Here is an 11,153-nt window from a genome sequence, read left to right on the forward strand (position 1 = left end):
CAGTTGTGCCGCGCCAGATCGCTCGGAACCTCAGGCGCGCCCTGGCGGCGCAGGTAGGCGCGGCTGGCCACCAGCACCGAGCGCGTGGCGCACAGCGTCCAGGCCACGTGGGTGTCGGGTGGGTTGGCGGTGTGGCGGATCGCCAGGTCAAAGCCCTCGGTGGCCAGCGACGACAGCCGGTCCGCCATGTCCAGCTCCAACCGGACCTCGGGGTACTGGCGCATGAAATCGGACAAGCGGGGCACCAGCTGCTGGCGCGCAAAGGCCACCGGCGCGGTCACACGCAGCAGGCCGCGCGGCGCGCCCGCCAGATCGCGCACCCGCGAGAACGACTGGGCAATGTGCTCAAACGAAGCGCGTGTGTCGTCCACCAGGCGCTGCCCGGCCTCGGTCAGGCGCACGCTGCGCGTGGTGCGCTGCACCAGCGACACGCCGGCCATGCGCTCCAGTTCGGCGATGCGCTGGCTCATGGCGGCTTTGCTCACACCCAGGCGGGCGGCCGCAGCGGTGTAGCTGCCTTGTTGGGCCAACACGCCCAGCCAATGGAAATGGCTCCAGAGTTCCTGAGTTTTTTGCTCGTTCATGCGTCTATTGTTCACTATATTGAACAATCAATTCAGGTTTTATGGGTTGTACCGCAGGCGCTCTGTTCCTACACTGATCCCAGCTTTCCGTCGCAACCCCTACACGAGACACACCATGAGCACTTCCCCCATCACCGCGATCAACCACTACATCGCAGGCGCGTCCGCCGCGGGTTCGTCTGCGCGGGCACAAGACGTCTTCAACCCCGCCACCGGCGCCGTCACCGGCCGCGTGGCCTTGGCCAACGGGGCCGATGTGGATGTCGCAGTCGCCGCCGCCCAGGCCGCGTTCCCGGCCTGGTCCGACACGCCGCCGATCCGCCGTGCCCGGGTGATGTTCAAGTTTCTGGAGCTGGTGAACCAGCACAAGGACGAACTGGCCCACATGATCACCGGCGAGCACGGCAAGGTCTTCACCGATGCGCAGGGCGAAGTGGCGCGCGGCATCGACATCATCGAGTTCGCTTGCGGCATGCCGCAGCTGCTCAAGGGCGATTTTTCCGACCAGGTCAGCACCGGCATGGACAACTGGACGCTGCGCCAGCCCTTGGGTGTGGTGGCCGGTATCACGCCGTTCAACTTCCCCGTCATGGTGCCCATGTGGATGTTCCCCGTGGCCATCGCCGCCGGCAACACCTTCATCTTGAAGCCCAGCCCGACCGACCCGAGCGCCAGCCTGTTCATGGCCGACCTGTTCAAGCAGGCCGGTCTGCCCGATGGTGTGTTCAACGTGGTCCAGGGCGACAAGGAGGCGGTGGATGCGCTGTTGGTGCACCCCGATGTGAAAGCCATCAGCTTCGTCGGCTCCACGCCGATCGCCAACTACATCTACGAAACCGGCGCCCACCACGGCAAGCGCGTGCAAGCCCTGGGTGGCGCCAAGAACCACATGGTGGTGATGCCCGATGCCGACCTGGATCAGGCCGTGGACGCGCTGATCGGCGCGGCCTACGGCTCGGCCGGCGAGCGTTGCATGGCCATCAGCGTGGCGGTTCTGGTGGGCGACGTGGCCGACAAGATCATGCCCAAGCTGATCGAACGCACCAAGGCCCTCAAGGTTTTGAACGGCAGCAACCTGGCCGCCGAGATGGGCCCCATCGTCACCGCTGCGGCGCACCAGCGCATCACCGGCTACATCGAAGCGGGGGCGAAAGAAGGTGCCCAGTTGCTGGTCGACGGCCGGGGCTTTGACGCACGCCAGACCGGTGAAGGTTGCGAAGAAGGTTTCTGGATGGGTGGCACGCTGTTTGACCACGTGCGCACCGACATGAAGATCTACAAAGAAGAAATTTTCGGCCCGGTGCTGAGCTGCGTGCGCGTGCCCGACTTCGCCCACGCCGTGCAAATCATCAACGACCACGAGTTCGGCAACGGCGTGAGCTGCTTCACCCGCGACGGCAACGTGGCGCGCGAGTTCGCCCGCCGCATCCAGGTCGGCATGGTGGGCATCAACGTGCCGATTCCGGTGCCCATGGCCTGGCAGGGTTTCGGCGGCTGGAAGAAGAGCTTGTTCGGCGACATGCACGCCTATGGCGAAGAGGGCGTGCGCTTCTACACCAAGCAAAAGTCCATCATGCAGCGCTGGCCCGAATCGATCGGCAAGGGCGCCGAGTTCGTGATGCCTGTATCCAAGTAACCCCGCTGCGCGCCCTTGGCGCGTCCCCCCTGAGGGGGGCGCACTCTGGGACCGGCGGAGCCGGATCCTCGAGTGCCCTGGGTGGGGGCTGGCGCTTGTTGCGCATCGCGATCCCGGTGAAGGTGACGGTGCTTCGTAGCTTTTCAGGGATATCTTGGTCGCAGTGGCGTTACCACGTGGTTACTGGGTAGAGTGTGCGCTTCCCCTTTCGCGCCGACACAGGAGACACCATATGTACGCAGCCGCCACCCACCGTTACGACACCATGCCTTACCGCCGCTGCGGCAACAGCGGCCTCAAACTGCCCGCCATCACCCTGGGCCTGTGGCACAACTTTGGCGACACCACGCCCATGGAAACGCAGCGTGCCATGCTGCGCACCGCCTTCGACCTGGGCATCACCCACTTCGACCTGGCCAACAACTACGGCCCGCCCTACGGCAGCGCCGAGACCAATTTCGGCGAACACCTGCGGCGCGACTTTCGGCCCTACCGCGACCAGTTGCTGATCTCCAGCAAAGCCGGTTGGGACATGTGGCCGGGCCCTTACGGCCAGGGCGGTGGTTCGCGCAAATACGTGCTTGCCAGCCTGGACCAGAGCTTGAAGCGCATGGGCCTGGACTACGTGGACATTTTTTATTCCCACCGCTTCGACGCCGACACCCCGTTGGAAGAACCCAGTGGTGCGCTCGCCACCGCCGTGCAGCAAGGCAAGGCGCTCTACGTGGGCATTTCCAGCTACTCGGCCAGCAAGACACGCGAGGCCGCGGCCCTGCTGCGCCAGATGGGTGTGCCGCTGCTGATCCACCAGCCTTCGTACAGCATGCTCAACCGCTGGGTCGAAGAAGAACTGCTGGACAGCTTGCAAGCCGAGGGCGTGGGCTGCATCGCCTTCAGCCCATTGGCCCAGGGGCTGCTGACCGACAAGTACCTGAACGGCATTCCGGACAACGCCCGCATCAACCAGCCCGGCGGCGGCTCCTTGAAAGCCGAACACCTGAACGAGCAAAACCTGGCGCATGTGCGCGCCTTGAATGAGATCGCGCAAGCGCGTGGCCAGAGCCTGGCGCAAATGGCGGTGGCCTGGGTGCTGCGCCAGCCCGGCATGAGCTCGGCCCTGATCGGCGCGAGCCGACCGGCGCAGATCGTGGAACTGGTGGGGGCGGTGAAAAACCTGGCCTTCAGCGCCGACGAACTGGCCGCGATCGACCAGCACGCGGTGGACGGCGGCATCAACCTCTGGAAGAAGCCTTCGACCGATCAGCGGGTTTAGGCTGACCCACCCCCCGGTCGCGCTGCGCGCGACCCCCTTCAAAGGGGGCGCCCTTTCAAGCGCTGCGGCGTTCGCTTCGGCGCACCGAAAGCGGCTCCGAGCGCCGTTGCGCGTTCAGCTCAACACCACGCTCGACAAGCGCCGGCGGTAGCTCGCCACCGTCGGGTCTTCCGGTGGCACCTGGCCTTCGGCCACCTGGACCTTGGGCGGCTCGATGATGTCGAGGATGGCCACGTAGGTCTTGCGCGCCAGGTCCTCGTTCCAGGTCTTGTCGCGCATCAGGATGTCGAGCAGCTCGTCCATGGCTTGGGTCCAGTGGTTCTGGGCCATGTGCAACTGGGCCAGGGCAAAGCGGGCTTCGAAGTCGCGCTTGTTGGTGGCGATGGCGGCTTGCAGCTCGGCCATGCGGGCCGTCGGCTCGGCCATGTCGATCTGCGCGTCGCGGGCATGCATCCAGCGCTGCAGCGAATCCAGGCGGCGCACCGCCACGGCCTTGGCGATCACGGGTGCGAACGCGACCTTGGCTTCGTCGTCCTCGCCTTGGGCGAGCAGCAGCTTGACCAGTTCGAAGCGCGCGTCGTCGTTCTCGGCGTCCTTGGCCAGCGTGAGCCGCAGCTCCTCCAGCCGGTCTTCGGGTGTGCCCGGCGCGGGCGCGTCGGTGGTGCCGAGTTCGGTCACTTCGGCTTCCAGCACCTCGGCTGGCGGCAGGTGTTTGTCCAGGAACTCCTTGATCTGCCCCTCGGGCACTGCACCCATGAAGCCGTCCACCGGCTGGCCGTTCATGAGCAGCACGCAAGTGGGGATGCTGCGCACACCGAAGGCACCGGCGAGTTGTTGTTCCTGGTCGGAGTCGATCTTCACCAGCTTGAAGCGGCCGGCGTAGGCGGTTTCGATTTTTTCCAGCAGCGGGCCTATGACTTTGCAAGGGCCGCACCAGGGGGCCCAGAAGTCCACCAGCACGGGGATGCTGTGCGAAGCGGCGATGACTTCGGCTTCGAAATTGGCGGTGGTGACGTTGATCATGGTGGGTCTCGGAGAGGGTGTGCGGGCGCGGGGTCGGCCAACGCGCGCAAGCGGCTGCGGCGCGAATCGTAAAATCGACACTTTACCGGAGACCTGCCGGGTCTTCTTGCGGTCAAGGCCGTTCACCGCCCTTCGTGGGTTCATGTGTCGCCGACGGGCGGCGCGTTCAGAGGCTCGATCATGGATTCCATCCAAGTGGGCGTGGTCATGGGTTCCAGCAGCGACTGGGACACCATGCAGCACGCCGTGCACATCCTGCAGGAATTTGGCATCGCGCACGAGGCCCGCGTGGTCTCGGCGCACCGCATGCCCGACGACATGTTCGCCTACGCCGAAGCCGCCACCGGACGCGGCCTGAAAGCCATCATCGCGGGCGCGGGCGGCGCGGCCCACCTGCCGGGCATGTTGGCGGCCAAAACCGTGGTGCCGGTGCTGGGCGTGCCGGTGGCGAGCAAACACCTGAGTGGCGTGGATTCCTTGCACAGCATCGTGCAAATGCCCAAGGGCGTTCCGGTGGCCACCTTTGCCATTGGCCAGGCAGGCGCTGCCAACGCGGCGCTGTTTGCGGTGGCCATGCTGGCTGGCGAGAATCCGGCGCTGCGCGAACAACTCGAAGCCTACCGTGTGCGCCAGACCGACGCCGCGCGCGCCATGATCCTACCGGGGGCATGAGCCCCTCCCGCAGCTCGGCGCTGTCCTGTCGGTTCCGCTGTGTGGGCGGTCAAGGGAACGGGACGCAGCTGTTTGTCGGCCATCTGGAACTGTATTTATGAGTCTCAAAACCCTTCTCCCCGGCAGCACCTCGGCCACCGGACAACAAATCACCCTGGGCGTGATGGGCGGCGGCCAGCTGGGGCGCATGTTCGTGCAGGCGGCCCAGGCCATGGGGTATTTCACGGCGGTGCTGGACCCGGACACGGCCAGCCCGGCGGGCCTGCTGAGCCACTTCCACATCCAGACCGCTTACGGCGACGAGCAAGGCCTGGCCCAGCTCATGCAGCGCTGCGATGCCATCACCACCGAGTTCGAGAACGTGCCCGCGCCCGCGCTGGTGACGCTGGGCGCGCACCGGCCCGTGGCGCCCTCTGCCACGGCGGTGGCGGTGGCCCAGGATCGGCTGGCCGAAAAAGCGCACTTTGTGGCCTGCGCGCCGCTCAGCGGCGTGTCGCCCGCGCCCCACGCGGCGATCGAAAACGCCGCCCAACTGGCGGCGGTGCCCGCCGATCTGCTGCCCGGCATTCTGAAAACCGCGCGCCTGGGTTACGACGGCAAAGGCCAGGTGCGGGTGGCCACACGCGAAGCGCTGGCCGCCGCCTGGCAGCAGCTGGGCGAGGTGACTTGTGTGCTGGAAAAAATGCTGCCCTTGCGCGCCGAATGTTCGGTGCTGGTGGCGCGGGGCGCCGACGGCCAGGTGGTGGCGTTCCCGGTGCAGAAGAACACCCACCACGAAGGCATCCTGGCGCTGACCGAGGTCTACCCGGGCGCCGTTTCCGCTGCGCTGGCCGAACGGGCCACCGCCAGCACCGTGGCCATTGCCCACCACCTGCATTACGTGGGGGTGCTGTGCGTGGAGTACTTCGTGGTCGACGATGGCCAGGGTGGGCAAGACCTGATCGTCAACGAGATGGCGCCACGCCCGCACAACAGCGGCCACTACACGCAAGACGCCTGCGACGTGTCGCAGTTCCAGGCCCAGGTGCGCACCCTGGCCGGCCTGCCGCTGACCACGCCGCGCCAGCACAGTCCGGCCATCATGGTCAACCTGCTGGGCGAGCTCTGGTTCGCGCCCAACGCGGTGCGTGCCCAGGCCAGCGAACAGCCGGTGTCGCCGCCCTGGGCCCAGTTGCTGGCCTTGCCGGGCGTGCATTTGCACCTGTACGGCAAGCTGAGCGCGCGGCCCGGGCGCAAGATGGGCCACCTCAACATCACCGCCGCCACCGTGGCCGAGGTGCGCGAAACCGCGGCCCAGGCGTTGACCCTGCTGGGCCTGCCCGCGTTGGACGCATGAAACACCGCCCGAAACGCCGTCAGCACCTCGGACCCGCTCTGGCGCACAGCAGCGTCGAGCCGGTGTTGCGTTGCGCGGGCGTGCACTGACATGGCCTTGCTGCTGCCTGCCCAAGATCCCGCCGCCATCGCGGCGGCCGCGCAGCGGCTCGCGGCCGGCTCGCTGGTGGGCATGCCCACCGAGACCGTGTACGGCCTGGCCGCCGATGCCGACAACGCCAGCGCGGTGCAGCGCATTTTTGACGCCAAGGGCCGCCCCAGCAACCACCCGCTGATCGTGCACCTGGCCGCGCCGCATGCGCAAGCCGTGGGCCCAGCGCCGGACTGGGCGGCCCTGGTGGCGCCCTATGCCCGCGAGCTACCGGTTTTTGCCCTGCGCCTGATGCAGGCCTTCTGGCCCGGGCCGCTCACCCTCATCCTGCCGCGCCGCGCCGAGGTGGCTGCGGTGGCGGCGGGGGGACAGGATTCGGTGGGCTTGCGCTGCCCTTCGCATCCGGTGGCGCAGGCGCTGCTGGCAGCGGCCCGTGCCCAAGGGGTGAACGGCGTGGCCGCGCCCAGCGCCAACCGTTTTGGCCGTGTCAGCCCCACCACGGCGCAACACGTGGCCGATGAATTTGCCGGCCTGAGCGACGAGCAGCTGCTCATTCTGGACGGCGGCGCCTGCCCGGTGGGCATCGAATCCACCATCGTGGACTGCAGCCGGGGCCGCCCGGTCTTGCTGCGTCCCGGCATGCTCACGCCCGAACAGATCGCGGTGGCCTGTGGCCAGGCGGTGGCGGGCCGCGACGAAGCCGCGCCACGCGCCTCTGGCACCTTGGAGTCGCACTACGCGCCCCAGGCCCGGGTGCGCATCATGGACGCCCGGTCCCTGCAAACCGCGCTCGATGTGCTGGGGGCGAATGCCAGCCACATCGCGGTCTACGCCAGCGCCGCCGTGAAAACCGGCGCCGGTGTGGCGCGGCGGACCATGCCGGGCGATGCTGCGGCCTGCGCCCAGGAATTGTTTGCCGTGCTGCGCGCACTGGACCGTCCGGATGTGCGCCTGATCTGGGTCGAAGCGCCACCACCCGGGCCGGACTGGGACGGCGTGCGCGACCGGCTGGTGCGGGCGGCGGCGTGAAGCCGCTTGCCCAAAGTTTGCGCAAAGTTCGGGCAAAGTCCGGGTGCGCTGCCCTTGCGTGTGCGGCCAGCCGATAAGATAGCGGGCTTGCCACCCCCTGTTTGACCGAGACCACCTGCTGGCCGTGAAGCGTTCATGGCTCCGTGGTCCAGTGAAAGTGAACATGAAGAACCGAACCGCCTCCTCCGCCACCCCACCCGCTTCGCGTCGCCGCTTCCTGCGCGGTGGTCTGCTCGCCACCACGGCGGTGCTGGCGGGCCCCGCCTTGCTGAGTGCCTGCGGTGGCTCGGGCGACATCGTCTCCGCCTTGCGGCCCAGCCGTTTCATCGTGCTCGGCGACGGCTTGAGCTACCTGGGCGCATCGCGCTACACGGTGAACGACGGCAGCACCAATATCTGGGCCTTGCAGCTGGCCGGACGCTACAACCTGAGCGTGGCCGACGTGGGGTCGGGCGGCGCGGGTTATGCGCAGGGCGGCTCCGTGGTGTCGGGCGCCGCGCCCAGCATCGAAGCCCAGGTGGGCGCGTTTTTGGGCGCCGGTACACCGGGCGCCAACGACGTGGTGCTGATCAACATCCCCATGGCCGGCGTCGTCAGCGCCATGGCCGCCGTGAAGGCCGCGACCCAGACCCAGGCCCAGGCCTTGGCCACCTTGAAGGCCGAGGGCAAGGCATTTGCCGCGCAGGTGCACCGCCTGGTGACCGGTGGCGTGAAATACCTGCTGGTGGCCGGTGTTTACGACATGGGCAAGTCGCCGCTGGCGATTGCGCAGGCGCAGCAAACCGCCTTTACCGAAGCGGCGCAGCAGATCAACGACGGCTTCAAGACCGATGCCAGCGATCTGGGCGCCAACGTGCTGTTTGTGGACACGGCGTCGTACATCAATCTGTTGGTGGAGAACCCCGGCGGTTATGGTTTGACCAACGCGACCGCAGCGGTCTGCCTGGCCGATCCGGCCACTTCGTGCACGGCGGCGTCGGGCGATCTGGTGGCGGGGGCTGACCCGGCGCTGTACCTGTTTGCCGACCAGACACACCCCACGCCAGCGGCGCACCGCCTCTTTGGCAACCACGCTTACGACCAGATCGTCAAACGCTGGTAAGTGGTGGCAGGCGGAACAGCCGCCGTCCATAAAAAAGGCCCGGTTCGACCGGGCCTTTTTCTTGGCATGCTCCCCGGCCCGTCGATGGTCAGAGCCAGCCCTTGCGTTGCATTTCGGCAATCACGAAATTTGAGAGCAACTGGTGTGCGTACGGCGTGGGGTGCACGGTGTCGGCGTAGGCGTAGTGCGAGACGTCGGTGCCCACCAGCGTGCTGGCGGTGGTGCAGGTCAGCGAATAACCCTGGAACGGATTGAGGCTGGAGGTCTTGTCGCAGGCCGGTGTGGTCAGGTTGGTCAGCCCGTATTCGGACGGCTTGGCCGCCTGGGCGATGCTGCGTGTGAAGGCGTCCACTTGCAGCACGCCGGGCGTGTTGGCCAGACCCGCTGCCAGCTGGGTGTTGAATGCCTCGGTCATGGACTTGGTCAGGGCCTGGGCCGCCGTGCCCTCGGCCACGCTGCTCGGGGTCAGGCTGACGTCGGGCAGGTTGACCACCACCACGCGGGTAGCGCCCTTGGCCAGCATCTGGTTCTTGACCAGGGCCGCGAGTTCACCGCCGGCCACACCCATGGCCTGCACCGCTTCGCCCGCAGCGGTCTGTGTGGCCTGCTGTTGCGTCATGCTCTGCCCCATCAGTTCCGCCACCCGGGCCGGTATGCCGCCCGCCAGCATGAAGAGGTCGTTGCCCCCGGCCAGCGCCAGCACCAGCGCGCTGGACCGGAACTGGCCCCCGTTGGCGGCCAGGTGGTTGGCGACCTGGGTGGTGAGTGGCACGGTCAGCTGCCCCAGCTGGCCTTGGAAGGCCGTGGTCGCATCGCTGGAGGCTTTGAGGGCCGCGTTCCAAGGACCGATGGGGTTGGTGACGCGCGAGCCGCCTTGCGCATAGCCGGTGCAGTTGGCCTGGGTGGTCACGGCGCCCACAAACGAGGCCAGGGAGCCGCTGGCGTTCAAGCCAGTCTGTGCCGCGCAGGGCATGGCCAGGCCCAGGCGTTCGGCCAGGCGTTCGACCCAGACCTTGCCCTCGGGGCCGTTGACGGTGTACTTGCCACCGCCGACAGCGGCGATACCGGCGGTCTTGTAGCTGCCCACGTCGCTCAGGCTGTCGCCGAACGAGACCACCTGCGTGTAGTCGTGACCGCCACCACAGGCCGCCAGAACCAAGGCCGCTGCGGCGGAGAGTGCCGCCAAACGGGTGCGAAAAATCATGATGAGTCCCCTGTGAATACGTACAAAAGAACGACCGTTCTTTTGTCTGCAAGACTGTACCGGCGGTGTTTTGGCTGGTCCAGAGGGTTAACGCGGGTGCGGTTGGCGCGCCCGCCGAACCTGTGCGAGAGGGCGGTTCAGTTCCTGAAGCGCAGCTTCATGACCAGGATGCCCAGCGCCAGCATCAGGGTGATGGCGTTGGCGACCACGATCGGCCAGGCACCCAGGGCCAGGCCGTACAGCAGCCACAGGGCGATGCCCAGGGTGAAGGCGCAATACATGCTCAGCGAAATACCGCTGACATCGCGCGTTCTGAAGGTGAGCCAGGCTTGGGGCACAAAGCTCACCGTGGTGAGAAAGGCGGCACCGTAGCCGAGGAGGTTGTCGATGGGCATGGGGTAGTGGGCGCCAGGGCTTGGGGTTCAGTCGGTCTGCGCGGCGGTCCATTCCACCAGCGCTTCCAGCGCGGGGCGGCCACTGGGCGCATCGGGGTGGTTGACGAAACCGACCACCACATAGCGCTTGCCGTTGCGTGCCAGCACGTAGCCGGCCACACCGGTGACGTCGCGCAGCGTGCCGGTCTTGAGCCAGGCGTTGCCACGCGCCGCGCTGTCGCTGCCGCGCGCCATGCGGGCCGCCGTGCCGCTCACACCGGCCACCGAGAGCGAGGCGATGAATTGCGCGCCCTGGGGGTGGCGGGCGGCGTGGCGCAGCAGGCCCATGAGTGCTTGCGGGGTGATGCGCTCGGTGCGGGAAAGGCCGGAGCCGTTTTCCAGCACCGGTGCCGTCAGGCGCGTGCCAAAGGTGCGGCCCCACCAGTCGGCCACCACCTCGCGCGAGCGCTCGAACCGGGCCACGCGCAGCGGCGCCAGTTCGTTGGCCGCGCTGCCGGGCGCGGCCACGGCCGAGGGTTTGAAGCGGCCCAGCGTGAGAAAGACCTGCTGGGCCATCACGTTGTTGCTCCACTGGTTGACGTCGGTGATGATCTCGGCGAGCCGCAGCGAGCGGGCTTCGTGCAGCAGGCGCACACCGGGTGGCGTGAGGCCCGGGCGCACGGTGCCGGTGAGCGAGCCGCCGGAGGCGCGCCACAGGCCTTCGAGCGCGCGCGCGGCGTAGCTGGCCGGGTCTTGGTAGGCGACCGGCCAGTTGGACATATCAAGAAGGCGCTCACGCGCGTGCTACACCCGTTGCTGGGCAAGCCGAA

11 protein-coding genes are annotated in these 11,153 nt (G+C 67.4%); 6 read left to right on the forward strand and 5 right to left on the reverse strand.

What is annotated here, in order from left to right:
• On the reverse strand, positions 1-584 hold a 584-nt coding region (locus tag ABYB95_RS09160; RefSeq protein ID WP_372658154.1), incomplete at its 3' end, for a LysR family transcriptional regulator.
• A gap of 115 nt (positions 585-699) precedes the next feature.
• Between ABYB95_RS09160 and ABYB95_RS09165 the strand changes: the two genes are divergently transcribed.
• Together ABYB95_RS09165 and mgrA are read left to right on the forward strand one after the other, a co-directional pair.
• Complete coding sequence (locus tag ABYB95_RS09165; RefSeq protein WP_372658155.1) at positions 700-2,220, forward strand: CoA-acylating methylmalonate-semialdehyde dehydrogenase; 1,521 nt, start codon at positions 700-702, stop codon at positions 2,218-2,220.
• Between the two features lie 232 nt (positions 2,221-2,452).
• Positions 2,453-3,493 (forward strand): L-glyceraldehyde 3-phosphate reductase, encoded by a 1,041-nt coding sequence (gene mgrA / locus ABYB95_RS09170; RefSeq protein WP_372658156.1) that lies wholly within the window; start codon positions 2,453-2,455, stop codon positions 3,491-3,493.
• Between the two features lie 114 nt (positions 3,494-3,607).
• On the opposite strand, the gene trxA is transcribed toward mgrA, so the two are convergent.
• Positions 3,608-4,516: a thioredoxin gene (gene trxA, locus ABYB95_RS09175; RefSeq protein WP_372658158.1), complete on the reverse strand. Its 909-nt coding sequence runs from the start codon at positions 4,514-4,516 to the stop codon at positions 3,608-3,610.
• A gap of 180 nt (positions 4,517-4,696) precedes the next feature.
• On the opposite strand from trxA, the gene purE reads away from it, so the two are divergent.
• From purE to ABYB95_RS09195, 4 genes are all read left to right on the forward strand, one after another.
• Positions 4,697-5,188: a 5-(carboxyamino)imidazole ribonucleotide mutase gene (gene purE / locus ABYB95_RS09180; protein WP_372658159.1), complete on the forward strand. Its 492-nt coding sequence runs from the start codon at positions 4,697-4,699 to the stop codon at positions 5,186-5,188.
• A 97-nt stretch (positions 5,189-5,285) separates the two neighbouring features.
• Positions 5,286-6,524: a 5-(carboxyamino)imidazole ribonucleotide synthase gene (locus ABYB95_RS09185; protein ID WP_372658160.1), complete on the forward strand. Its 1,239-nt coding sequence runs from the start codon at positions 5,286-5,288 to the stop codon at positions 6,522-6,524.
• Between the two features lie 96 nt (positions 6,525-6,620).
• Positions 6,621-7,643: an L-threonylcarbamoyladenylate synthase gene (locus ABYB95_RS09190; RefSeq protein ID WP_372658161.1), complete on the forward strand. Its 1,023-nt coding sequence runs from the start codon at positions 6,621-6,623 to the stop codon at positions 7,641-7,643.
• A gap of 163 nt (positions 7,644-7,806) precedes the next feature.
• The gene (locus tag ABYB95_RS09195; protein WP_372658162.1) at positions 7,807-8,745 is read left to right on the forward strand and encodes an SGNH/GDSL hydrolase family protein; all 939 of its coding nucleotides are present in this window, start codon (positions 7,807-7,809) and stop codon (positions 8,743-8,745) included.
• Between the two features lie 88 nt (positions 8,746-8,833).
• On the opposite strand, the gene ABYB95_RS09200 is transcribed toward ABYB95_RS09195, so the two are convergent.
• The 3 genes from ABYB95_RS09200 to ABYB95_RS09210 form a co-directional block, all read right to left on the reverse strand.
• Entirely contained in the window at positions 8,834-9,949 is a 1,116-nt protein-coding gene (locus tag ABYB95_RS09200; protein WP_372658163.1) for an SGNH/GDSL hydrolase family protein, read from the reverse strand.
• Between the two features lie 137 nt (positions 9,950-10,086).
• Positions 10,087-10,344, reverse strand: coding sequence for a SemiSWEET transporter (locus tag ABYB95_RS09205; RefSeq protein WP_372658164.1), 258 nt, complete (start codon positions 10,342-10,344; stop codon positions 10,087-10,089).
• 27 nt (positions 10,345-10,371) lie between these two features.
• Entirely contained in the window at positions 10,372-11,103 is a 732-nt protein-coding gene (locus ABYB95_RS09210; protein ID WP_372658165.1) for a D-alanyl-D-alanine carboxypeptidase/D-alanyl-D-alanine-endopeptidase, read from the reverse strand.
• Between the last annotated feature and the right edge of the window lie 50 nt (positions 11,104-11,153).

It is taken from the genome of Hydrogenophaga sp. (genome assembly GCF_041633695.1).
Classification (GTDB): domain Bacteria; phylum Pseudomonadota; class Gammaproteobacteria; order Burkholderiales; family Burkholderiaceae_C; genus Hydrogenophaga.

Coding starts and splice junctions, on each gene's coding strand:
- trxA (WP_372658158.1), bottom strand. CDS start 4,516: ATGATCAACGTCACCACCGCCAATTTCGAAGCCGAAGTCATCGCCGCT.
- ABYB95_RS09165 (WP_372658155.1), top strand. CDS start 700: ATGAGCACTTCCCCCATCACCGCGATCAACCACTACATCGCAGGCGCG.
- ABYB95_RS09200 (WP_372658163.1), bottom strand. CDS start 9,949: ATGATTTTTCGCACCCGTTTGGCGGCACTCTCCGCCGCAGCGGCCTTG.
- ABYB95_RS09205 (WP_372658164.1), bottom strand. CDS start 10,344: ATGCCCATCGACAACCTCCTCGGCTACGGTGCCGCCTTTCTCACCACG.
- ABYB95_RS09210 (WP_372658165.1), bottom strand. CDS start 11,103: ATGTCCAACTGGCCGGTCGCCTACCAAGACCCGGCCAGCTACGCCGCG.
- mgrA (WP_372658156.1), top strand. CDS start 2,453: ATGTACGCAGCCGCCACCCACCGTTACGACACCATGCCTTACCGCCGC.
- ABYB95_RS09195 (WP_372658162.1), top strand. CDS start 7,807: ATGAAGAACCGAACCGCCTCCTCCGCCACCCCACCCGCTTCGCGTCGC.
- ABYB95_RS09185 (WP_372658160.1), top strand. CDS start 5,286: ATGAGTCTCAAAACCCTTCTCCCCGGCAGCACCTCGGCCACCGGACAA.
- purE (WP_372658159.1), top strand. CDS start 4,697: ATGGATTCCATCCAAGTGGGCGTGGTCATGGGTTCCAGCAGCGACTGG.